This is a genomic window from Pseudomonas sp. LARHCG127 (assembly GCF_052871455.1).
Genome location: NZ_JBIXJT010000025.1, coordinates 15,331 through 38,349 on the forward strand (window position 1 = coordinate 15,331; position 23,019 = coordinate 38,349).

21 protein-coding genes and 4 tRNA genes are annotated in these 23,019 nt (G+C 60.7%); 10 read left to right on the top strand and 15 right to left on the bottom strand.

The annotated features are described in order from the left end of the window. Positions 1–127 precede the first annotated feature (127 nt). The 5 genes from ACIPQ1_RS27505 (at position 128) to ACIPQ1_RS27525 (ending at position 2,309) form a co-directional block, all read left to right on the top strand. A tRNA-Asn gene (locus ACIPQ1_RS27505) sits at positions 128–203 on the top strand. Positions 204–210: 7 nt separating this feature from the next. Beyond that, positions 211–287: transfer RNA gene (locus ACIPQ1_RS27510), tRNA-Pro, on the top strand. Positions 288–292: 5 nt separating this feature from the next. Next, positions 293–368 (top strand) — tRNA-Lys (locus ACIPQ1_RS27515). A 94-nt stretch (positions 369–462) separates the two neighbouring features. Next, positions 463–539, top strand: a tRNA-Pro gene (locus tag ACIPQ1_RS27520). A gap of 144 nt (positions 540–683) precedes the next feature. Further along, entirely contained in the window at positions 684–2,309 is a 1,626-nt protein-coding gene (locus ACIPQ1_RS27525) for a methyl-accepting chemotaxis protein (protein ID WP_446535090.1), read from the top strand. Positions 2,310–2,466: 157 nt separating this feature from the next. Here the strand turns inward: ACIPQ1_RS27525 and ACIPQ1_RS27530 are convergent, their stop codons facing one another. The 5 genes from ACIPQ1_RS27530 to ACIPQ1_RS27550 all read right to left on the bottom strand — a co-directional run bounded on the left by ACIPQ1_RS27530 (position 2,467) and on the right by ACIPQ1_RS27550 (position 6,419). Further along, positions 2,467–3,765, bottom strand: coding sequence for an NAD(P)/FAD-dependent oxidoreductase (locus tag ACIPQ1_RS27530; RefSeq protein WP_446535091.1), 1,299 nt, complete (start codon positions 3,763–3,765; stop codon positions 2,467–2,469). Between the two features lie 60 nt (positions 3,766–3,825). Next, positions 3,826–3,999, bottom strand: coding sequence for a DUF3094 family protein (locus ACIPQ1_RS27535; RefSeq protein ID WP_039593877.1), 174 nt, complete (start codon positions 3,997–3,999; stop codon positions 3,826–3,828). 52 nt (positions 4,000–4,051) lie between these two features. Continuing rightward, positions 4,052–4,579 (bottom strand): MOSC domain-containing protein, encoded by a 528-nt coding sequence (locus ACIPQ1_RS27540; protein ID WP_446535092.1) that lies wholly within the window; start codon positions 4,577–4,579, stop codon positions 4,052–4,054. Then, positions 4,576–5,202, bottom strand: a complete 627-nt coding sequence (locus ACIPQ1_RS27545; protein ID WP_186709015.1) for a DUF1780 domain-containing protein — start codon at positions 5,200–5,202, stop codon at positions 4,576–4,578. Before ACIPQ1_RS27545 ends, ACIPQ1_RS27540 begins: the two co-directional genes overlap by 4 nt. A gap of 323 nt (positions 5,203–5,525) precedes the next feature. Next, positions 5,526–6,419 carry a LysR substrate-binding domain-containing protein gene (locus ACIPQ1_RS27550; RefSeq protein WP_411385660.1) on the bottom strand — a complete coding sequence of 298 codons (894 nt, stop codon included), beginning with the start codon at positions 6,417–6,419 and terminating at the stop codon, positions 5,526–5,528. A gap of 151 nt (positions 6,420–6,570) precedes the next feature. Here ACIPQ1_RS27550 and ACIPQ1_RS27555 point away from each other — a divergent pair, with 151 nt between their 5' ends. The 3 genes from ACIPQ1_RS27555 (at position 6,571) to ACIPQ1_RS27565 (ending at position 7,969) form a co-directional block, all read left to right on the top strand. Then, entirely contained in the window at positions 6,571–6,984 is a 414-nt protein-coding gene (locus tag ACIPQ1_RS27555) for a tautomerase family protein (protein ID WP_446535093.1), read from the top strand. A gap of 19 nt (positions 6,985–7,003) precedes the next feature. Further along, positions 7,004–7,690: an energy-coupling factor ABC transporter permease gene (locus ACIPQ1_RS27560; RefSeq protein WP_411385659.1), complete on the top strand. Its 687-nt coding sequence runs from the start codon at positions 7,004–7,006 to the stop codon at positions 7,688–7,690. A gap of 63 nt (positions 7,691–7,753) precedes the next feature. Continuing rightward, a complete protein-coding gene (locus ACIPQ1_RS27565) occupies positions 7,754–7,969 on the top strand; it encodes a hypothetical protein (RefSeq protein ID WP_053125334.1) in 216 nt (71 codons plus the stop codon). A gap of 146 nt (positions 7,970–8,115) precedes the next feature. Here the strand turns inward: ACIPQ1_RS27565 and yacG are convergent, their stop codons facing one another. The 5 genes from yacG to pilB are packed head-to-tail and all read right to left on the bottom strand — an operon-like array spanning position 8,116 to position 12,746. Continuing rightward, positions 8,116–8,322 carry a DNA gyrase inhibitor YacG gene (gene yacG / locus ACIPQ1_RS27570; protein ID WP_186709040.1) on the bottom strand — a complete coding sequence of 69 codons (207 nt, stop codon included), beginning with the start codon at positions 8,320–8,322 and terminating at the stop codon, positions 8,116–8,118. Then, positions 8,319–8,942, bottom strand: a complete 624-nt coding sequence (coaE, locus tag ACIPQ1_RS27575) for a dephospho-CoA kinase (RefSeq protein ID WP_446535094.1) — start codon at positions 8,940–8,942, stop codon at positions 8,319–8,321. Before coaE ends, yacG begins: the two co-directional genes overlap by 4 nt. A gap of 12 nt (positions 8,943–8,954) precedes the next feature. Further along, complete coding sequence (locus tag ACIPQ1_RS27580) at positions 8,955–9,824, bottom strand: prepilin peptidase (protein WP_446535095.1); 870 nt, start codon at positions 9,822–9,824, stop codon at positions 8,955–8,957. Position 9,825: 1 nt separating this feature from the next. Beyond that, the gene (locus ACIPQ1_RS27585) at positions 9,826–11,043 is read right to left on the bottom strand and encodes a type II secretion system F family protein (protein ID WP_411385656.1); all 1,218 of its coding nucleotides are present in this window, start codon (positions 11,041–11,043) and stop codon (positions 9,826–9,828) included. A gap of 2 nt (positions 11,044–11,045) precedes the next feature. Continuing rightward, positions 11,046–12,746, bottom strand: coding sequence for a type IV-A pilus assembly ATPase PilB (gene pilB / locus ACIPQ1_RS27590; protein WP_446535096.1), 1,701 nt, complete (start codon positions 12,744–12,746; stop codon positions 11,046–11,048). 224 nt (positions 12,747–12,970) lie between these two features. Here pilB and ACIPQ1_RS27595 point away from each other — a divergent pair, with 224 nt between their 5' ends. Next, positions 12,971–13,381 carry a pilin gene (locus ACIPQ1_RS27595; protein ID WP_446535097.1) on the top strand — a complete coding sequence of 137 codons (411 nt, stop codon included), beginning with the start codon at positions 12,971–12,973 and terminating at the stop codon, positions 13,379–13,381. A gap of 286 nt (positions 13,382–13,667) precedes the next feature. Continuing rightward, a complete protein-coding gene (locus ACIPQ1_RS27600; protein WP_411385653.1) occupies positions 13,668–14,021 on the top strand; it encodes a BON domain-containing protein in 354 nt (117 codons plus the stop codon). Positions 14,022–14,333: 312 nt separating this feature from the next. Here the strand turns inward: ACIPQ1_RS27600 and ACIPQ1_RS27605 are convergent, their stop codons facing one another. The 5 genes from ACIPQ1_RS27605 to pgi all read right to left on the bottom strand — a co-directional run bounded on the left by ACIPQ1_RS27605 (position 14,334) and on the right by pgi (position 22,636). Next, positions 14,334–14,630: a DUF2845 domain-containing protein gene (locus ACIPQ1_RS27605; RefSeq protein WP_446535098.1), complete on the bottom strand. Its 297-nt coding sequence runs from the start codon at positions 14,628–14,630 to the stop codon at positions 14,334–14,336. A gap of 1 nt (position 14,631) precedes the next feature. Further along, complete coding sequence (locus ACIPQ1_RS27610; RefSeq protein ID WP_411385652.1) at positions 14,632–17,565, bottom strand: DUF748 domain-containing protein; 2,934 nt, start codon at positions 17,563–17,565, stop codon at positions 14,632–14,634. 120 nt (positions 17,566–17,685) lie between these two features. Then, entirely contained in the window at positions 17,686–18,702 is a 1,017-nt protein-coding gene (locus ACIPQ1_RS27615) for a class I SAM-dependent rRNA methyltransferase (RefSeq protein ID WP_446535099.1), read from the bottom strand. Positions 18,703–18,842: 140 nt separating this feature from the next. Further along, a complete protein-coding gene (acs, locus tag ACIPQ1_RS27620; protein ID WP_446535100.1) occupies positions 18,843–20,780 on the bottom strand; it encodes an acetate--CoA ligase in 1,938 nt (645 codons plus the stop codon). A gap of 191 nt (positions 20,781–20,971) precedes the next feature. After that, complete coding sequence (gene pgi / locus ACIPQ1_RS27625) at positions 20,972–22,636, bottom strand: glucose-6-phosphate isomerase (protein ID WP_250964591.1); 1,665 nt, start codon at positions 22,634–22,636, stop codon at positions 20,972–20,974. Positions 22,637–23,019 lie beyond the last annotated feature (383 nt).

Here is a 23,019-nt window from a genome sequence, read left to right on the forward strand (position 1 = left end):
GACAGAGGTTTTGAAAATTGTAGAATAGCGCGCCTCAGACACACGAACGCAGCGATGCAGACGGTGAAAGAGGTTGAAGCGAGATTCAACGATGTAGCTTCAAATTGCAGTAACTTGAAATATCAGTTCCGTGATAGCTCAGTCGGTAGAGCAAATGACTGTTAATCATTGGGTCCCAGGTTCGAGTCCTGGTCACGGAGCCATTTCAATCGGGGTATAGCGCAGTCCGGTAGCGCGCCTGCTTTGGGAGCAGGATGTCAGGAGTTCGAATCCCCTTACCCCGACCATATTTGGGTCGTTAGCTCAGTTGGTAGAGCAGTTGGCTTTTAACCAATTGGTCGTAGGTTCGAATCCCACACGACCCACCATTTTTGAAACCAGCTCGCTGGAATCGAATCTTAAGATCAGAGGCCAAAAGCACTGATCGAGGAAGGCGACTTGCAAAGGTCGCCTTTTTTTTACCGGGGTATAGCGCAGTCCGGTAGCGCGCCTGCTTTGGGAGCAGGATGTCAGGAGTTCGAATCCCCTTACCCCGACCATATTAAAAATCCTCGTATCGAAAGATACGGGGATTTTTTTTGCCTGGAATAAAGTGGATTGACTTAAGTCATCGTACAACTTGCCGATAACCCACCGACAGGGGCCCGGCCCCACCTCGGGCCAACAATAAAAAAGGCACCCTTATGTTTCTTCGTCAGTTGAATATCGCCCCTCGCGCCGCGCTGGGGTTTGCCTTGATCGCCGTGTTGGTGGCATTGCTCGGGGTGTTTGCGCTGGGGCAGATGTCGAGCATTCGTGACAGTGAAGTCGCCGTGGAAACCCAATGGCTGCCTAGCATTCGCGGGGGTGACGAGATTCGCGAGTGGATGTTGCGAATCCGCACGATCTCCCTGCGCATGGCCCTGGACCAGGATCCGAAGAACATCCCGGTGTATCGCGGACAAATGGACACCCGCGACAAGGAGCTGGGTGAAAAAATCGCGGCTTACGAAAAACTCGTCATGACGCCTGAAGGCAAGGCCCTTTACGACCAGTTCAAGCAAACGTTCGCTGCGTACCGTACCGGTATCGCGCAATCCTTCACCCTGGCGGAACAGGGGCGTCGGGATGATCTGATCAAGTTGCTGCTGGTGGACATGAAGACCGTGGTGGACGGTTCCGGCAAGCAGCTCAACGATCTGGCGGAGTTGTTCTCCAAGCAGGTGTCCATCGAGAGCCAGAAGTCCCAGGAGCACTACGCCAATTCCCGCATGATCGTCAGCCTGTTCATTGTGCTTGCCGCCCTGGCCACGGTGGCCCTGGCCATGTTGCTCACGCGCAGTATCGTCAAGCCCCTGGGCGAGGCGCTGAATGCTGCGGAGAGCGTTGCCCGGGGTGACTTGACCCGGCCGATCGAAACCCACGGCAACGACGAAGTCAGCCGTTTGCTCAAGGCGTTGGCGGCCATGCAGCAGAATCTGCGCGAGACGTTGCAGGGCATCAGCGGCTCGGCCGCGCAACTGGCCACGGCAGCCGATGAGCTGAACGCCGTCACGCTCGACAGCACCCACAGCCTGCAGCAACAGAACAACGAAATTGAACAGGCTGCCACCGCCGTCACCGAGATGACCACCGCTGTGGAGGAGGTTGCACGCAATGCGGTTTCCACTTCCGATGCCACGCGTCAGTCCAGTGAGTCGGCATCCCTGGGGCAGCAGCGGGTCAGCGACACGGTCGAGGCCATTGGCGCCCTGGCTAACGATGTGCAAGTGACCGGCGGCCTGGTGCAATCTTTGGCCAACCAGTCGCAGGATATCGGCAAGGTGCTGGACGTAATCCGCGCCATCGCCGAGCAGACCAACCTGCTGGCCCTCAACGCGGCCATTGAAGCGGCCCGGGCGGGAGAGAGTGGACGTGGCTTCGCGGTGGTGGCCGACGAGGTGCGGGCGCTGGCTTATCGCACGCAGCAATCGACCCAGGAAATCGAGCAGATGGTCCAAGGCATGCGCAGCGGTGCCACCCAGGCACTCGATTCCATGCAGGCCAGCTCCAGTCGTGCGGCAAGCACCCTGGCGATGGCGGAGCGGGCAGGGGAAGCGCTGCACACCATTACGGCGTCGGTCAGCGAGATCCATGAGCGCAACCTGGTCATCGCCAGTGCTGCCGAGGAGCAAGCACAAGTGGCCCGCGAGGTCGATCGCAACCTGGTGAACATTCGTGATTTGTCGGTGCGCTCGGCTTCCGGCGCGGATCAGACCAGTGCCTCCAGCCACGAGTTGTCGCAACTGGCGAATTCGCTGCGCACGATGGTGCAGCGGTTTCAGGTTTGATCGGTGGATAGCTTGGACAGTTATCCTGCCCGAGCTTAAGTATTGACTGCGCCGCCCTCATCGCGAGCAAGCTCGCTCCCACAGGGTGATCGCACTCAACTGTGGGAGCGAGCTTGCTCGCGATGGCGGTGGATCATTCGACCTTAGTGCTGCTGACTTAATGCAGCTTCAGCCGAGGCTCGGTCCCGCGGCCGATCTTGCTGCCCAGCATCAGCATGGCCGTGCGGAACATGCCGTACAACGCCATCTGGTGCATGCGGTACAACGACACATAGAACATCCGCGCCAGCCAGCCTTCGAGCATCACGCTGCCAGTCAGGTTGCCCATCAGGTTGCCCACCGCCGAGAAGCGCGACAGCGAGATCAGCGAGCCGTAGTCGGTGTATTTGTAGTCGGGCAGGGCCTTGCCTTCGATCCGCAGTTTCAGGGATTTGGCCAGCAGCGAGGCTTGCTGATGCGCGGCCTGGGCGCGGGGCGGAACGTTACGATCGCTGCCGGGTTGCGGGCAGGCGGCGCAGTCGCCGAAGGCAAAGATGTTTTCGTCGCGAGTGGTCTGTAGCGTCGGCAGCACTTGTAGCTGGTTGATCCGGTTGGTCTCCAGCCCGTCGATATCCTTGAGGAATTCTGGCGCGCGAATCCCGGCCGCCCAGACCTTCAAGCTCGCGTCGATCACTTTGCCATCTGCCGTAATCAGGCTGTCGGCGGTCACCTGGCTGACAGCAGCGTTGGTCATCACGTTGACGCCGAGTTTTTCCAAAGTCTTGTGCACCGGTCCGCCGATGCGTTCTGGCAGTGCCGGTAACACCCGTGGGCCGGCCTCGATCAGGGTGATGTGCATGTTCTCCGGTTTGATCCGGTCCAGGCCATAGGCGTGCAGTTCGTGGGCGGCATTGTGCAGCTCGGCCGCCAGTTCGACCCCGGTCGCGCCGGCGCCGACGATGGCGACGCTGATGCGCTCGACGATATCGGTCTGCCCGGCGTGGGCACGCAGATAGTGGTGGAGCAATTGCTGGTGGAAGCGCTCCGCCTGTTTGCGGGTGTCGAGGAACAGGCAGTGTTGCGCCGCGCCTTCGGTGCCGAAATCATTGGTGGTACTGCCGACGGCAATCACCAGGGTGTCGTAGCCCAATTCCCGGGCTGGCAGCAGCTCGATGCCCGCCTCGTCATAGGTGGCGGCCAGCTGGATTCTCTTGCGCTCGCGATCCAGGCCGCTCATGCGCCCCAGTTGGAACTCGAAGTGGTTCCATTTCGCCTGGGCAACGTAGTTGAGTTCGTCTTCGGAAGAGTTGAGGGAGCCGGCAGCCACTTCGTGCAGCAGGGGTTTCCAGATGTGGGTCAGGTTCGCGTCGACCAGCATCACACTGGCCGTGCCGCGCTTGCCCAGAGTCTTACCCAGACGGGTAGCCAACTCCAGGCCGCCGGCGCCGCCGCCAACGATGATAATACGATGAGTCATGGGGATATCTCGCAAGGCTAAAGGAATTCGGTGCCGTTACCCGCGCGAGCATCAAGCGGCTCATAGCGTCAGGTAACTGATCAGTCGGCTCAACAGGCCCAGGCCAATCGTGATGGCCAGTACCACCACCAGGAGCATCCACGGCCGGAAAGGCCGGCGCTCGACTCGGTGCTGGGACAGTTGCAGGTACTCTTCGACATGCTTCTGGTCGTCTGGGTTCAGGCGGCTGGTCATAAAGGCCTCGTCAGGTAGACGTTGCGGAATGTGAAGACGTTACAGCGTCCGGCTAGCCGGCATTGAAAGCAGCATAGCCGCTCGCCGGAACGGGTTCGACGGCCAGGGGGTCGTCCAGGCGAATGATTCCACTTTTTAACACCCGGGCGGTGATTCCGCCATGGCCGCGTACGGCCTGGAATGTACCTTCGCCGAGGTTTCGCTCCAATCGGGCGCAGGGCTGGCACCAGCCGGTGGTTTCAAAAATGGCCTGGCCGATGCGAAAGCGCCGGCCCTTGAGGCTGAACAGATTGATGCCGCTGACCACTATGTTGCGCCGCAGCGCCTGTGGCAGCACCGGCTGGTCCTCGGGGCGGCCCACCAGCGCGCTGATCACGCCCAGGTGCTCCCATTGGATCAGCGTGACTTGCCGCGCATTGCGCACACCGGGGCGGGCATGATCGCCGGTCAGCCCGGCCTCCAGGCGCGCCTCCACGGCGTCCAGTTCGATCATCGGTGCGTGGCCTTGGGGGCGCACGCCGATCCAGCGCACACGGCCCTGTTGCGGCACGGCGGCGATCAGTTCCTGCAATGGGCTCACAGGCTGATCCCCACATCGAAGACAATGCTGCGGCCCAGGTTGCCCCGCAGGAAATCCGGCGCATCGGGATGAGCGAACAGCACCCGGGCAAACGTCGGCCCCACCAGCGACAGCGAGCGCCAGCCCTGGCGCAGGTATTCGGTGGGCGGTGGAAAGTGACTGTTGAGGTCCAGCACTTCGCGCTTGAGACTGGCGAAGGCGATGATGTCCAGATCGCCCAAGTCCATGCCGCGCTCGGTGTAGTTGTGGGCTTTCTTGCGCAGCGTCGGGGCCAGGCGCAGCAGGAACTCATTGGCCGGGATCCGCCTGGGCTTGGCTTCGCGCCGCACCAGTTGGCTCAGGGAAAAGGCGCTGCGGCGGCGTTGCAGTTCATCGCGCCATTCGTCATTGAGGCGACGGCCCTCGTCGAGCACGAAAAACACCTCGAAATTGGCATCGCGAAACAGCACGTCCGGCGGCTCCCCGGCCGGAGCGAACTCGTCGGCCCGATAAGGCACGTTCAGCCCTTGCAGCAGACGCTGGCAGACCCAACGCTCACGCTCCCATTTGCGGGCATTGGAAAGAAAGGCGTTGGCTTGCTCGGCCGCGATGGTCAGCAGGCGTAAGTAATCGGAGTCATCCATGAGCCCAAGCTTAGCGTTCAAATGTGGCCAAAAAAAATAAAGCTGCTGTGATGGGGCGAAATTTTCGCTCAGGCAGGTAATGCTGTTCGCTTGAAGCCCAGCAAGAGCAGAAGGCAGGTCGAGCTTTTTATGCCCCTGCGCCATCGCCATCGCGAGCAAGCTCGCTCCCACACTTGATCTTCAGCCGCCACAAAACTCATGTACACCGCAGACCCCATTGTGGGAGCGAGCTTGCTCGCGAAGAGGACAGCACATTCAACATCATCGTTGACTGTAATGCCGCCTTCGCGAGCAAGCCCGCTCCCACAGGATGAGCATTAGCTTCAGGCAGGGCCCGGCAGGCCATCCTGTTCAGCCTGACGCGCCAACCAGGCGCAGAAAAGATCCAGTTTCTTGCTGTGTTGCGCGCTGCGCTTGGCAATGTAGGAGTAGCGGCTTGGCTGAAATCCGAACGGTGCCACCAGGCGACCCAGGCGAATGTCATCGGCCACCAGGTGCCATGGCGCGACACCAATCCCCAAGCCGGCAATCGCCGCCTCCAACGTAAAGTAATAGTGCTCGTATTCCAGTCCGGCCGGCGCGCTGGCGGGGTATCCCATCGCATCGCCCCAGTTCGCCCAGGCATCCGGACGGGTTTTGGTGTGCAGGAGGGGATGGCGAAAAATCGAGCTCAAGTCAGTCAATTGGATACGCGCGGATAAGGACGGCGCCAAGACGATGCCCAATCGTTCGGCGAACAACAGGACGGTGTTTTTGCGTTCATCCATGACGTCCTGTTCTGCCGTGATCATCACGTCATAACGGTCCCGCCCCGGATCGGTCCCATGGACCGGTGAACTCAAGCGGATCTTGATCTGCGGGTAAGTCGTATTGAAGTCGAAAAGACGGGGAATCAGCCACTTGACCGTGAACGTGCTGAAGCAGGACACGTCGAGGGTGCCGGTCGCCGTGTCTCGGACCCTGCCCACTGCAGCCTCGATCTGATCCAGCGCGGCCGTCAATTCAGGCAGGAGTTCCTGCCCGGCAGGGGTGAGCTGCGGTTTGTTCTTTGGGCCTTCGAACAGGTCCACGCCAAGGCTCAGCTCCAACTGACGGACCTGGCGACTGACAGCGCCCGGGGTGACGGACAGCTCTTCGGCGGCCGCATTCATCTTGCCCAGGCGGGCAGCCGCCTCGAAGGTACGCAGTGCATTCAATGGGGGTAGGTGACGTTTCATGAAGTGACTTTAACTCAATTACATCGGGCGCATAAATCGGTATCCGGTACGGTGGGGATTTCGCAGAATTCCCCGGCTTCCAGGGGGTTGTCGATTGTTCAACATCGCGACGATTGGAAGCATTTTCCCAATCAAATTGAGAGCACCTCACATGCCATTCGTTCGTACAGCCGTCACCAAGGGCACCAGCCAGTCGCAACGCCAGCACATTGTCGAGGGCATACACCAAGCGCTGGTCGAGAGCATTGGCATGCCCGAGGATGAACTGTTCAACCTGGTCACGGACTACGATCCCGAGCAGTTTTTCTACAGCCGCACGTTTAACGGTGTGGATCGTTCAGACCATTTGATCGTGATTGAGATTACGATGCGCAGGGGCCGCAGTGATGCGATGAAGCGCGAGCTCTACAGAAAAATTGCCGACAACCTCGGGATTCAAGCCCAGGTTCGTCCACAAGACGTTTTCATCTTCATGCATGAGAATGACTATTCGGATTGGTCGGTAGGCTTTGGTAGGTTTGCAATGGCTCTGGTACAAAAACCAGGAAGTGTCGCTCCCCAATAGCGAACGAACGGAGTAACCCATGATCGGTGCCGAACTGCTCTCCTCGCAGACCCAGGCGGCCGGCTGGCTGGTGTATGTGCCGGTGTTGGCCTGGGCCTTGGTGCGGGCACCGTGGGTCGAGCTGTTCACCGACAGCCGTCGCCAGCACCTGTTGTTCGGCACGGTGCTGGCGTTGTTCATGCTGTGGCTGGTACGCCGGGATTTCGATACGGGTGTCTCGTATCATTTCATCGGCATGACCGCCGTGACGTTGCTGCTGGACTGGCCGTTGGCGATCCTGGGGGGCTTGTGCGCGCAGCTTGCGCTGGTGCTGCTGGGACGTCAGGACATGGCGGCGGTCGGGGTCAACGGCGCGCTGCTGATCCTGCTGCCGGTGCTTATCACCGAATGCTGCGCGATCCTGGTGGAGCGCGCCCAGCCACGCAATCTGTTCGTCTACATCTTCTGTTCGGGGTTTCTCGCCGCCGCGCTTTCGGCATTGGCGTGCCTGCTGCTTGGGCTTGGCCTGCTGTGGTACGACGGGATATTCGCCATGCCTTACTGGCTGGAGGATTTCATCGGCTACCTCTGGCTGATCATCTTTCCCGAGGCGTTCATCAACGGCATGGTGATCAGTGCGTTGGTGGTGTTCAGCCCCGAATGGCTGGAGACCTTCAACCGCACGCGCTACCTGTCGGCGCCGTGGAACGATGATGACAAGCCTTGATTCACGTCAAGGCTGCCCCTGCGCACGCCCTGCATGCTCTGGAAAATTTCCAGGAGCACAACCATGAGTGTTTATGAGTGGGCCAGACAAGAGATCAGGCGTAGCCACGACGCCGCCATGGAGATCGGTTTCGACCCGGGCTTGAGCCTGCGAGCCTTGCTCAGTGCCATCGTGCAGCAGAGCAAGACCGTGCGCAGCGCTGAAGACTTGGCCGACGAGCTGAGTTTCCTGGCGGAAAACCTCGACGATGAACAGGATTACGGTTTCATGCGGCCTTAGGGGAGAACTCCGTTACCTGAGATGACGATGAGCCCGTGGCGAGGGAGCTTGCTCCCGCTGGGGCGCGTAGCGGCCCCTAAAAAACGATGAGTGCTTCGCGCTCAAGCGGGAGCAAGCTCCCTCGCCACAATGATTCCTACCGGGCCTTAGTGATGGGAGCGAGGATTGAAGTCTTCGCTGAACAACTCATCCTCGGCGTCCGGGGCCACGGGGATCTTGTGTTCTTCCGACGCCCAGGCGCCCAGGTCGATCAGTTTGCAGCGGTCGGAACAGAACGGCCGGAATTTGCTCTCCGGGCTCCATTCCACGGGTGCGCCACAGGTTGGACAATCGACGGTTGGGGTTTGGCTCATGATTGGCCTCCACGCAAAGTAAGGTAAAAGTGATGCAGGCGCTCGACCTCGCTGTGCAGCCAGGCGAGGTCGCGGTCGTTGACCACCACGTCGTCGGCATGGTTCAGGCGATCCTGGCGGCTGGATTGGGCCTTGAGGATCGCTTGGACCTGCTGCTCGCTGGTCTGGTCGCGCTGTAAGGTACGTTCGATCTGCAGTTGTTCTGGCGCGTCGATCACCAGGATCCGCTGGGTCATGGCGTACTGGCCTGACTCGATCAGCAGCGGCGACACCAGGATCGCGTAGGGCGATTGTGCCTGGGCCAGGTGATGGGCGATTTCCTCGGCGATCAACGGATGCAGCAGTGCTTCGAGCCAGCGGCGTTCCTCGGCCTGCTCGAAAATCAGCTTGCGCAGCGCCGCCCGATCCAGGGCGCCGTCGGCCTGTAATACGCCAGGGCCGAAGTGTTCGGCGATTTTCGCCAGCGCCGGGCGCCCGGGCTCGACCACCCAGCGTGCGGCGTGATCGGCGTCGACGGCGTGCACACCCAGGTCGATAAAATGCTGGGCCGCCGCGCTCTTGCCGCTGCCGATGCCACCGGTCAGGCCGAGGATCCAGGGTTTTTCCAGGGGGTTATTCATAAAAGATCGACATTAGAAACCGACAGACTGCCAGTAGAAGTCGGTTATTTGACCACCCCAGAGCAAGGCAATCCAGCCGGCAATGGCCAGATAAGGCCCAAAGGGGATTTGTGTCGACCCGGGAGCGTCACGCAGGCGCAGCACAATGACCCCGATAACGGCGCCCACCAGCGACGACAAGAGCAGCGTCAGCGGCAGGATCTGCCAACCGCCCCAGGCGCCCAGCATTGCCAGCAGCTTGAAGTCCCCGTAGCCCATGCCTTCCTTGTCGGTGATCAGCTTGAACACCCAGAACACCGACCACAGCGCCAGGTAGCCGGCCACCGCGCCCCACATCGCTTGGTCCAAAGGAACGAACAGGCCGAAACTGTTGACGATCAAGCCCAGCCACAACAACGGCAGCACCAAGGTATCGGGCAGCAATTGATGCTCGGCGTCGATCAGGCTCATGCCCAGCAGGCCCCAGGTCAACACCATCACCATGCCGGCCTGCCAGCCAAAGCCGAAATGCCAGGCGACGAATGCCGACAACGCGCCGCAGGCCACTTCGGTCAGGGGGTAACGCTTGCCAATGGGCGCGGCGCAACTCGAACAGCGGCCGCGCAACATCACGTAGCTGAGCACGGGGATATTTTCCCAGGCGCGGATGCGATGGTCGCAGTGGGGGCACTGGGAGTGCGGCAACATCAGGTTATAGACCGGGCCCGGGGCCTCAGCCGGCAGGCCCAGCAGATCGTGGGCTTGCAGGCGCCATTCGCGGTCGAGCATCTTCGGCAGGCGCCACACCAGCACGTTGAGGAAGCTGCCGATGATCAGGCCGAGCAATGCCGCAACGAGCACGAAAGCCAGGGGATACAGCACGAAAAATTCGCTCAAGGGCATGTCAGATCGCAGAGCCGAGTTGAAAGATGGGCAAGTACATGGCAACCACCAGGCCACCGACGACGATCCCCAGGATCACCATGATGAAGGGTTCCATCAGGCTGGTGAGGTTGTCCACCAGATTGTCCACTTCGGCCTCATAAAAGCTCGCGACCTTGTCGAGCATGTCATCCAGCGCGCCGGACTCCTCGCCGATGGCGGTCATCTGGATGGCCAGGTTCGGAAAGATCCCCGACGCGCGCATGGAAAAATTCAACTGCATGCCGGTGGAGACGTCCTGGCGGATGCGCTGCACGGCGCGCTTGAATACCACGTTGCCGGTGGCGCCCGACACCGAATCGAGGGCTTCGACCAGCGGCACGCCAGCGGCGAAGGTGGTCGAGAGCGTGCGGGCAAAGCGAGCCACCGCGGACTTGTACATCAAGGTGCCGATCAAGGGGAGCTTGAGTAGCCATTTGTCCCGCCAGTCACGAAACGCCTGGGACCGCTTGAGGGCATATTTCACCCCGAAAAACGCGCCGGCCAAACCGCCCAGCAGCATCCACCACCACTCCTGCATGAACTCCGACAGGCCGATGACCATCACCGTGAAGGCCGGCAACTGCGCCCCGAACCCGGAGAAGACCGATTCGAACTGCGGCACCACCTTGACCAGCAGGATGCCAGTGACCACCGCAGCGACGAGTATCACCGCCGTCGGGTAGGTCATGGCTTTCTTGATCTTGGCTTTGAGGGCTTCGCTCTTTTCCTTGTAGGTCGCCACCCGGTCCAGCAGCGTATCCAGGGCGCCGGCCTGTTCGCCGGCGTCCACCAGGTTGCAGTACAGCTCGTCGAAGTACTGCGGGCATTTGCGCAGCGAGGCGGCGAAGCTGTTGCCGGCGGCAACTTCCTGCTTCACCGTATCCACCAGTTTGCGCATGTTGGGGTTGTCGAAGCCTTCGCCGATGATGTCGAACGCTTGCAGCAGCGGTACGCCAGCCTTGAGCATCGTGGCCATCTGGCGGGTGAAAAGGGCAATGTCCAGCGGCTTGATGCGCTTGCCCTTGCTGAATATCGAGGTGGATTTCTTGCGGACCTTCTCCGGGTTGATGCCTTGCTTGCGCAGTTGTGCCTTGACCAGGGCCGGGCTCTGGCCCGTCAGCTCGCCGGTCATTTTCGTGCCTTTGCGGTCCTTGCCTTCCCACGTGTACACATCGGTTTTGACTGCCTTGACCGCCATGTTCAATCCTTGGTGACCCGGTTGATTTCTTCGAGGCTGGTGACGCCCTGCATCACTTTGAGCAGCCCCGATGCGCGCAGGTCATTGAAGCCGTCGTTGCGCATCTGCAGATCGATTTCCAGCGAGTTGCCCTCGGCCATGATCAACCGTTGCAGCTCGGGCGTGTTCTTGACCACTTCGTAAACCCCCACGCGCCCTTTGTAACCGTGGTTGCACTGTTCGCAACCGACCGGCTCATAGATCGTGAATGTGCCGATGCGTTCCCGAGGGAAACCTTCCTTGAGCAAGGCTTCCTCGGGAACCTCGATGGCCTTCTTGCAGTGGTTGCACAGCTTGCGCGCCAGCCGCTGGGCGATGATCAGGTGCACGGCTGTGGCGATGTTGAACCCCGGAATGCCCATGTTCTGCAAGCGGATCAGGGTTTCGGCGGCGCTGTTGGTGTGCAGGGTGGACAGCACCAGGTGGCCGGTCTGGGCGGCCTTGATGGCGATTTCGGCGGTTTCCAGGTCGCGGATCTCGCCGACCATGATCACGTCCGGGTCCTGGCGCAGGAACGAGCGCAGGGCCTGGGCGAAGTCCAGCCCCTGGCGCGGGTTCACGTTGACCTGGTTGATGCCTTCCATGTTGATCTCCACCGGGTCTTCGGCGGTGGAAATGTTGATGTCCACGGTGTTGAGGATGTTCAGCCCGGTGTACAGCGACACGGTCTTGCCCGAGCCGGTCGGGCCGGTGACCAGGATCAGCCCTTGCGGTTGCTTGAGGGCGGCCATGTACAGGTCTTTCTGGTCCGTCTCGTAGCCCAGGGCATCGATGCCCATTTGCGCGCTGGACGGGTCGAGGATCCGGATCACTACTTTTTCGCCCCAGAGCGTGGGCAGGGTGTTGACCCGGAAGTCGATGGACTTGGTTTTCGACAGGCGCATTTTCAGCCGGCCGTCCTGGGGTTTGCGCCGCTCGGAAATATCGAGGCTGGCCATGACCTTCAGGCGGGCGGCGATGCGGGTCGCCAATTGGATCGGCGGCTTGGCCACTTCCCGCAGCATGCCGTCGGTGCGCACCCGCACCCGGTAGGTTTTTTCGTAGGGTTCGAAGTGCAGGTCGGAAGAGCCGCCCTTGATCGCGTCCAGCAACATCTTGTTGACGAAGCGCACCACGGGCGCGTCATCGGTGTCTTGGGTGCCGATGGAGTCCTGCTTGGTGTCGTCGATCGATTCGATGTCCAGGCCATCGAGGTCAACATCGCCCATGCCTTCCAGGCCGGTGCTACTGGACTCGAAGAATTTTTCGATGGCGTCGCTGAGCTTGTCGTCCTCCACCAGGATGGCTTCGGTGGTCAGGCCGGTGCTGAACTGGATGTCGTTGATGGCCTGGTGATTGGTAGGGTCGGAGATGCCCACGTACAGCTTGTTGCCACGCCGCCACAGCGGCAGGGCGTGGTGCTGGCGCACCAGTTTTTCGCTGACCAGGCCGGTGGGCTGGGCTTCCTTGTCCAGGCTGTTGAGGTCCAGCAGGGCCACGCCGAAATGCTCCGAGGCGATTTCCGCGATCTGGCGGCTCTGGACCAGTTTGTTCTGCACCAGGTAGCTGACCAGGGGGATGCGGCTGCGTTGGGCCTGTTGATACGCCTGTTGCGCACTTTGCTCGGTGAGCAGTTCGGCCAGCACCAATTGCTTGGTCAGGCCGCTGAGGGCGATGTCATTCATGGGGATACCGGACGCGGACAGTTCATGACTTATAGCCTAGTCAAGCATCGACGCCAAACCAGCGGGCCAGGGTGACAAAAAACGTCAGATAGTGCGGTTGTTGAGGTAGGACGCCGCCGTTGTGCGGGATCGACACCCTTTATTGATGGGGCTTGAGGGTTGGCATGTGCCCTGCAATGGCGGTTTCAGGTCATGAGATTTCGACTCATGCATGGGAGATGTCTATGAATAAGCAAAAGGGCTTTACGCTGATCGAGCTGCTGATCGTCGTGGCGATCATCGGCATTCTGGCGACGTTCGCGTTGCCGCAATATTCCAAGTATCAGGCGCGGGCCAAGGCGACGGCTGGGCTGGCGGAGGTCACTGCATTGAAAGTGCCGTTCGAGGACGTCATGAATCAAGGTACCAATCCGTCCTTGGCCAACATCGGTGGAACATCGCCCACCAGCAACTGCACACTCACAGCGTCGGGGACGGCCAACGATGGAGTAGGCACGATCGCTTGCACCCTCCTTAATGCACCTGCCCCGGTGCTCGGCAGAACTATCACGCTCAGTCGATCTGCCGCAGGGGTCTGGACCTGTGCCTCTACTGCCGCTCAAGAATTCTTGCCGGCTGGTTGTGACGGTGCATAACAATGCCGGTTGACTCGGCCCCGCTTAAACAGCGGGGCTTTTTTATTGGGCGTTGGAAATGTTCAGGAATTCAGAAGCTTAGCGGGCGAGCGAAACCCGCAACTTGCATGTCGAAAATCGACATGTCATGCATTTTGCATGATCGCCAAAATCGTCGCTTCGCTTAACCTGCTGATTTATAAGCAATTTATAAATGTTTCAAAACTGGCACAGCCTTCGCACTACTCCTGTTAACCCTGCCGGGATTCATCTCCGGCGGTTTCTGAGAAAAACAGGAGTTACTCGTATGAAAAAGTTCGCTATCACTGCCGCCGCTGCTACCGCTCTGACCCTGACCATGGCTAGCGCATTCGCCGAGACCACTCAAGCAACTCAGGCGCCAATGATGCTGGCTGCAGGCGAAGTGACAGAGGCCAAAGAAGACGTTTCCGATACCTGGATCACCACCAAGGTCAAAGCTGACCTGGTCACTGAAAAAGGCATTCCAGGTACAGATATCAAAGTCGAAACCAACAAAGGCGTTGTGTCGCTGTCGTCCACTGTTGCCGTGACCGACGCTCAGAAAGATATGGCCGTGGCGATCGCCAAGAAAATCAAAGGCGTCAAGGCCGTATCGGCTGACGGCCTGAAAGCCGAGTAAGGCCAAGGCTTCTCGCCTGGACTGGGAGAAGGCACGGCAAACGGGCTGAGTCATACGCTTGCCGTTGCTTTGGAGTTCATGCGAAAGGCCATAGGGATGTGGCCATTACAGGCCTCCGGCATTTGTGTCGGGGGCCTGTTCTATTTTGGAGAGGGGGCAGTGCGTGGCAGCCGGGAACCGAGTTGCCTTCATCGCGAGCAAGCTCGCTCCCACAGTGGATCGCATTGAAATCGGGCCCCTGTGGGAGCGAGCTTGCTCGCGATGGCGGCGGCACGAACAACACAAATGTTCGCGAGTTGCGTCGTGACTCGGTCACCGCCCCCGCTTGCTGGTGATCTCCACCAGCCGATTCCCCTCGAAACGCAGGTACTGATACATGCCGTTGTTGGGGCCGTAGGTCAATTCTTCCACCGGGTATTCTTCCCGGCGATTGACACTGCGCTTGTAGCCCAAGTCATCCCGCGCCGCAGGCTGTCCGCACTTCTGCAGCACTTCGCCCAAGCGGTCGCCGACGCTGATCAGCTGGTTGCCGCAGCGCAGCGTGGTGGCCGCCGATGCCTGGCCGGCGGCGAGCAATAGACCCAGGCCGAGCCCGCACCAGGTTTTCATCTTATTCGGCATCCAGATGCATAGGCGTGACCACCCGGCCATCGCTTTCGGCCTGGCCGAGGCTGGCGTCGATGAAATACACGCGGTCGTCGGCCAACTGGCCTTTGTCCACCAGGAAGTCCTTGATGCTGCTGGCCCGTTCCTGTCCCAGTTGGCGCAACAGCACGTCGCTGCCGCTCCAGAACTTGATCACGCCTTCGCGCAGTTTCTCGATGCGCGCCGTTTTATCCAGTTGCGTCCATTCGGCCGGCGGCTGGGTCTTGAGGCGCGTGCGGTAGATGCCTTCGAGCAGCGGTGCCTTTTCATCCTCGGGCACCTCTATCAGCGAAGCCTGGGCCGGAACCTTGTCACCCCGACGCTGGAGCATCTTGTAGTAGTTGTACTGGTATTCGCGCTCCAGCCGCTGGGCCGCGAGCAATGGCCCGTCGCTGCTTTCGGCGGCGGTACCCTCGATCTCCAGGCGCAGCTCCGGCCGTTTGGCCAAGGCTTCGGAGAGTTTGAGCAGCGTGCCTTCGTTATCCTTGCTAAGGTCGCTGGAGCCCGGCGCAAATGCGACGCTGCCCAGGTCTTCCGAACCGCCGCCGGCCACCAGTCCACCAATGAGCTTGAACGGCGCCTGGGCCGCGCGGACCACCAGGTTGCGCAGGGTCTGCCAGACGATCGGCATGACGCTGAATTGTGGATCGTTGAGGTTGCCGCTGACCGGCAGTTCGATGGAAATCTTGCCCTCGGAGTCCTTGAGCAACGCGATGGCCAGTTTCAGCGGCAGGCTCACGGCGTCCGGGCTGTCGACTTTTTCCCCCAACTGCAATTGCTCGACCACCACCTTGTTGTCCGCCTGGAGCTGGCCCTTGGTGATGCGGTAATGCAGGTCGAGATTGAGTCGACCCTTGCGGATGCGATAGCCAGCGAACTTGCCGGAGTAGGGCGTCAGGGTAGTCAGCTCGACCCGCTTGAAGCTGGTGGCGATGTCGAGGCTGGCCATCGGATCGAAAGGGTTGACCGCGCCCTTGATGGTGACCGGCGCGTAACGGTCGACCTTGCCCTTGATGTCCACGCTGGCCGGTTTGGCCTGGCGGCTGTCGATGGTGCCGATCTGGCCATTGAGTTGCTGGATGGCCGTGGCGAAGTTGGGGGTCAGGCTGAAGTCGGCGAAGTTGGCCGAACCGTCATTGATGGCGACGCCGCCGATGTGGATGCCCAGCGGTTTTTCCTGGGTCGCCGGTTTGGCCGCGGTGCTCTTCGCGCCGCTGTCGGCCGGTTGCGGGATCAGCAGGTCATCGACGTTGGTGGTGCGGTCGTCATTGATCATGAACCGCGCGTAAGGCTGAAACAGGTTGACCTTGTCGATGGACAGGCTGTCGCCGTGCTGGTAGTTGAGGCCTTCGAGAACCAGCTTCTGCCACTTGAGGAAATCACGGGTCTTGAGGGTGTCGAGGGTGTGCAACTGGTCGACCTGGGCGCGGCCGGTGATGGCAAAGGCCAATGGCTCGGTGCTCTTGAGGTCGACCGCCAGGTCGCTGCCGAGCATCCCGGAGCGCAGCTCCAGGCGAATGAACGGATTGATGTATGCCTGGGCGACGCGCAGGTCGATGTCCTGGGTCTTGACCTTGAGCCTGGCGCTGATCGGGTTGAGGTTGACCTCGCCGTCGGCCAGGATCTTGCCCTGTTTGCCCAGCCCGGTGTCGAGCTTGAGGGTAAAGGGCGAGCCGTTGAGGGTGTCGTAGTTCTGCAGGTCGAGGTTCAGCGGGCCGACCTCCAGCGCCACGGCGGGCTGCGCCTGGCGGTCGGCCAAGTGCACGTGATAGTCGCGCAGTTGCACGTCCTTCAACAGCACCTGCCACGGTTTGCTCGGTGGTGCCGGTTCAGGTTTTGGCGAGTCGGCCGCCGCCGGGGCGGATGCTGGTTCAGCCTTGACCTGCGGTTTGGCTGGCTGGCTGGCGAAGAGTTTCTGCCAGTCCAGCTGCCCGTCTGCCTCGCGAGCGGCCCAGGTTTCCAGCTTCTGGCTGCGGATCTTGCCCACGATCACTTGCTGCTTGGCCAGGTCCACCGTGGTTTCACTGACATCCAGGCGTTCGAGTTTCACCAGTGGACGCCCATCGGGGGCTTTAATGGCGAAGGGCGCGACACTGACCGCGACATTGTTGAGCAGCAGTTCGGTGCCTTTGGCCAAGTTGAGCTTGTAGTCGGTGCTGAGGTTCAGGACACCGTTTTCCAACACCAGCGGCACCGCGTCGCGCACGTAGGGCCACCAGGCTTTCATCTGGCCACCAGTGACTTTGAGCGTACCCTGGGAAGCAATTGGCGAGAGGCTGAAATTGCCGGTCCAGTCGATCTGCCCGCCCTCGGGGCCGGCGGCCACCAAGGTCATGTCGGCGTTGTCGTCGGGCAGGGTGCTGAGGTTCTTCAGCTCGAAATCGAGGGTGTCGTACAGGAACTCGATGGGCTCGCTGGGGCGCAGGTCCTGGAAATGCACGTAACCGCCAGCCAACTTGATTCGATCGACCCGCAGCGGAAAAGGTTTGGCCTCGGGATCGGCGGGCGTCGGTTCGCTGGCTGGCAACTTGAACAGGCCCAGTAGGTTCAACTGACCGTCCTTGGTGAACACGACTTCGGTCTTGGGCTTGTCCAGCTCAATGTTCACCAGATGGAGGGCCCCGGACCACAGGCTGTCGAGTTGCAAATTGGCGTACAGCCGTTCGAAGCCGACTTGCTCTTTGCCCGGTTCGCCGATGTTCAAGCCCCAGAGGGTGACTTCAAGGCTGAAGGGATTGAGTTCGATGCGCTGGATCTGGGCCGGTACTGTCGCAAGGGCGGCCAATTGCTGGTTGGCGATGCGCAAGGCGATGCCTGGCAGAATCAGGAAACCCAACAGACTGTAGAGGGCCAGTGCGGTCAACAGGGCGCCGATAGCGCGAATCAATCCTTTGGGCATGTGCGGCTTCATCTAGGTGTGAATTCGGAGTGCCTTGGAGTATGGCATGCGTTTACGGTTCCGAAGCCACTGTGATTTATGAGATTTATCTGGTTTCCCTGTGAGAATTCAGTCCGGGGCCTAGAGCTGGAGGATCAGCGTCTTGAGCGGCGGTTGCTGATCCAGGGAGGGGAAATCGCTGCCTGGGGTCAGCACGCTCCAGTCGCGCACCGGGCGGCCGGCTTTTTCCGCACAACGCAACACCTGCTCGCGCCAGTCGTCCATGGGCACTTTTGCCAGGTTGTTGCAGCAGATCAGCACACCATTGTCAGCTGTGGTGAGCAGCGCCGGTTTCAGCAGGCTTTGGTAGTCGCGCAACAGATCGACGGTGCCGAACGCACTTTTGGCCCAGGCCGGTGGGTCGAGTAGCACCAGGTCGTACTGGCGTTGCTCCAGGCGCACATAGCTGGGCAGTTTTTGCCCGCGACGCTGGCTGATGGGCAGGCCGGCCAGTTGGCGAATCGCCGGGAAGTAATCCGACTGCACGAATTCCATGGGCTGCAAATCGGGGTTGAGCAGGCCGTTTTCACGGCCCACCGCCAGGTTGCCTTCGGCGAAGTCCAGGTTGCACACTTCACGCGCGCCACCCGCGGCGGCGCTCAGGCCGACGCCGCAGGTGTAGGCAAACAGGTTCAACACGCTTTTGCCGCGGCTGTGGGCCTTGACCCAGCCCCGGGCGTTGCGCAGGTCGAGGAACAGGAGTGGATCCTGCCCGGCATGCCGGCCACGGACACGATAATTCAAGCCCCACTCATGCCCGACCAGGTCTTGCAGGGCGGCTTCGTCCGCCTGATAGACGGTGTCCTGGCGGTCGATGCGGGAATTGCCCCGGGCGCGGTCGTTGTAGACCAACAGGGTCTCCAGGCCCAGGCGTTCGTTGACAATGCCATGCAGCTGCAACAGGTCGTCCCGTTCCAGCGACTGGTGGAAGCTCTGCACCAGCAGTTGCGGGCCATAGCGGTCGATGGTCAGGCCGGGCGCGCCTTCCTGGCTGCCATGGAACAGGCGATAGCAGTCGGTGCCTTGCTGGTGCAGTTGGTCGAGCAGCTCCAGGCGCTGGTCGAGGGCGGCGCGCAGCGCCTGATTCAAGGAAGACATGCCGGGCGCGCCTTAAAGAAATGAGGCGCGGGAGTTTAGCAGTTATGGCTGGCGTGGTCCTTGTGGGAGCGAGCTTGCTCGCGATGGCGGTCAAGACTGACAGGGCCCCATCGCGAGCAAGCTCGCTCCCACAGGAATCCTCAGCGATTCAGCCGTTTGTCGATCAACCCTTCCACCACGCTTGGATCGGCCAGGGTCGAGGTGTCGCCAAGGCTGTCGAGTTCGTTGCAGGCGATCTTGCGCAGGATGCGCCGCATGATCTTGCCCGAGCGGGTCTTGGGCAGCGCCGGCGCCCACTGGATCAGCTCCGGCTTGGCGAAGCTGCCGATTTCCTTGCTGACGTGAGCCAACAATTCTTTCTTCAACTCGTCGTTGGCCTCCACACCGTTCATCGGCGTGACAAATGCATAGATGCCCTGGCCCTTGAGATCGTGGGGGTAACCGACCACGGCGGCTTCGGCGATGCTGTCATGCAGCACCAGGGCGCTTTCCACCTCGGCGGTGCCAATGCGATGCCCGGAGACGTTGATCACATCGTCGATACGCCCGGTGATCCAGTAGTCGCCGTCTTCATCGCGGCGCGCGCCGTCGCCGGTGAAGTAATAACCCGGATAGGGCTTGAAGTAGGTGTCGACCATGCGTTGATGGTCGCCGTAGACACTGCGAATCTGCCCCGGCCAACTGGATTTGATCGCCAGCACACCGCTGCCGGCACCGTTGATTTCCTTGCCCACCTCATCCAGCAAGACCGGTTGCACGCCGAACATCGGCCGTGTGGCGCAGCCTGGCTTGAGCCGTGGGGCACTGACCAATGGGCTGAGCATGATGCCGCCGGTTTCGGTCTGCCACCAAGTATCGACAATCGGGCAGCGCTGTTCGCCTACCACGTTGAAATACCATTCCCACGCCTCCGGGTTGATCGGCTCGCCGACGCTGCCGAGCAATCGCAGGCTTTTGCGGGACGTTTCCTGCAACGGTCCGGCTCCTTCACGCATCAACGCGCGCAGGGCGGTCGGCGCGGTGTAGAAGATGTTGACCTGATGCTTGTCGATCACTTGCCAGAAACGCGAACTGGTGGGGTGGCTCGGCACGCCCTCGAAGATCAGCGTGGTGGCGCCGTTCGCCAGCGGGCCATAGACAATGTAGCTGTGGCCGGTGACCCAGCCGACGTCGGCGGTGCACCAGAACACCTCGTTGTCGCGGTAGTCGAGTACGTACTTGAACGTCATCGCCGCTTGCAGCAGATAGCCGCCGGTGGTGTGCAGCACGCCCTTGGGCTTGCCGGTACTGCCTGAGGTGTAGAGGATGAACAGCGGGTCTTCGGCGTCCATCGGTTCGGGCGGGCAATCGTCGCTGATGTCGTGCATGGCCTGGTGATACCAGAGGTCACGGCCTTCCACCCAGTCCACTTCGCCCTGGGTGCGCTCGACCACCAGTACGGTGCTGACGTTCGGGCAGCTTTCCAGGGCCTTGTCGACGTTGCGCTTGAGCGGTATGAAGCGCCCGCCGCGTACACCTTCGTCAGCGGTGATCACGGTGCGGCAATCGGCATCGAGAATCCGGTCGCGCAGGGAGTCCGGCGAGAAGCCGCCGAACACCACCGAATGCACCGCGCCGATGCGGGTGCAGGCGAGCATGGCGTAGGCGGCCTCGGGGATCATCGGCATGTAGATGCAGACCCGGTCGCCTTTCTTCACGCCACGGCTTTTCAGCACGTTGGCCAGGCGGCAGACATGATTGTGGAGTTTCTTGTAGGTAATTTGCGCCGATTCGGCAGGGTCGTCGCCTTCCCAAATGATCGCGATCTGGTCGCCCCGTGTGTCCAGGTGACGGTCGATGCAATTGGCGCTGACGTTCAGCTTGCCGCCGGCGAACCAGGTCGCGTCGCCATTCTTGAGGTCATAGCGCTGGACGGTTTGCCAGGGCGTCATCCAGTCGAGAAAGCGCGTGGCCTGCTCGGCCCAGAAGGCGCTGGGGTGTTCGATGGATTCCTTGTAGAGCCGCTTGTACTCGTCCTGACTCAGTTGCGCAGCCCGGCGGACGGCATCGGCGTGGGGGTACTGGCTGATATCGAACATGACGGTTCCTTATTCTTGTTTTGCGACAAGATATAAAGATGCGCCCAGTGAATATTCAGTTCAAGTTGTTCATGGAGCCCATGTGGGAGCGGGCTTGCTCGCGAAAGCGGTGTGTCAGACACATTAATGGCAACTGACACACCGTCTTCGCGAGCAAGCCCGCTCCCACAGGAGGAATGCAAACCCAGGGATCAGCCGCGATGACGCCCGCGGAAGTAGTTGATCAAGCCTTGGGTCGAGGCGTCTTCGGCCGGGTTTTCTTCGCTGCCTACCAGGCGGTTGTAGACACCCTTGCCCAGTTCCTTGCCCAGCTCCACGCCCCATTGGTCGAAGGCGTTGATGCCCCAGACCACGCTCTGCACGAACACTTTGTGCTCATACAGCGCCACCAGTGCGCCGAGGCGCCGTGGGCTGATGCGTTCGACCACCAGGGTGTTGCTTGGGCGGTTGCCCGGGATCACCTTGTGGGAGGCCAGTTTCTGCACCTCTTCTTCGCTGGCGCCCTTGTCCCGCAGCTCGGCTTCGGCCTCGGCGCGGGTCTTGCCCAGCATCAGTGCCTGGCTCTGGGACAGGCAGTTGGCGTACAGCCACTGGTGATGGTCGGCAACCGGGTTGAAGCTGACGATCGGCACGATGAAGTCGGCCGGGATCAACTGGGTGCCCTGGTGCAGCAACTGGTGGTAGGCGTGCTGTCCGTTGCAGCCAACGCCTCCCCAGATGACCGGGCCCGTGTCGGTCGACACCGGGGTACCGTCCTGGCGCACGCTCTTGCCGTTGGATTCCATGTCCAACTGCTGCAAATGTTTGGTGATGTTACGCAGGTAGTGGTCGTACGGCAGGATCGCATGGCTCTGCGCACCCCAGAAGTTGCCGTACCACACGCCCAGCAGCGCCAGCAGCACCGGCATGTTCTGCTCGAATGGGGCGCTCTGGAAATGCTGGTCCATGGAATAGGCGCCGGACAACAATTCCTTGAAGTTCGACATGCCGATGGCCAGGGCGATCGGCAGGCCGATGGCCGACCACAGCGAGTAGCGCCCGCCGACCCAGTCCCACATCGGGAAGATATTTTCTTCACGGATGCCGAAGGCCACGGCGGCGGCATTGTTGCTCGACACGGCGATAAAGTGGCGATACAGCTCCGCTTCGGAACCACCCTGGGCCAGGTACCAGGCGCGGGCGGCCTGGGCGTTCTTCAGAGTTTCGAGGGTGTTGAAGGATTTCGACGAGACGATGAACAGCGTGGTTTCGGCGCGCAGCTTCATGGTCAGTTCGTGAAATTCGCTGCCGTCGATGTTTGCCAGGTAGTGGCAGCGAACGCCTTTGTGCGTGTAGGACAACAGCGCTTCGGACACCAACTGCGGGCCGAGGAAGGAACCACCGATGCCAATGTTTACCACGTCGGTGATGGGCTTTTCGGTGTAGCCGCGCCACAGGCCGTCGTGAATGCGGCCGACCAGGTCAGTGATCTGGTTCAGCACCTTGTGCACGTCCGGCATCACGTTGACGCCGTTGACCAGCAATTTGTCGCCCACCGGCCGACGCAGGGCGGTGTGCAGGGCGGGGCGGTTTTCCGAGGCGTTGACGATTTCGCCTTCGAACAGCGCGTTGATCGCGCCCTTGAGGTCGACTTCGTTGGCCAGGCCCACCAGCAAGTCGCGGGTCTGGGCGTTGATCAGGTTTTTCGAGTAGTCGAGAAACAGACCGCAGCTCGACAGGGTGAATTGTGTGAAACGCTGCGGATCGGCATTGAACGCTTCGCGCATGCTGAAATCCTGCATGGCTTTGCGGTGGTCATTCAGCGCTTGCCAGGCTGGCAGAGCGGTCACGTCATGAGGGGTTCGGTAATACGCCATCGCTGCGGGTTTCCTTTTTACTTGAACGACCTTTTGTACACGAAAAATTCCGGCGCGGCTCGAGGTGGGCGTCCGGACACTGCATCGACACGATCGCCGGACACAGGGCGACTACAGTAAACCTCGCGTTGCGATCTGTCTTGACTTTGTCTGACTGGTTCCCGGTACTTTTTTATACATCGAGGATGGGAAGGGGGCGACAGACGGAAATGCGGTGGCTATTGAAGATCAACTGTGGGAGCGAGCTTGCTCGCGACGGCGTTTTTCAAGGTAGTTGTCGCGTCACCGTTTTGTTATGCCACTTTTGCGATCACAGTAAGCTCTCTTTCAGGGTTCAGATACACCGTCCCGACTGGCCTCCAGTTACGTGTTTCTCCTGACCA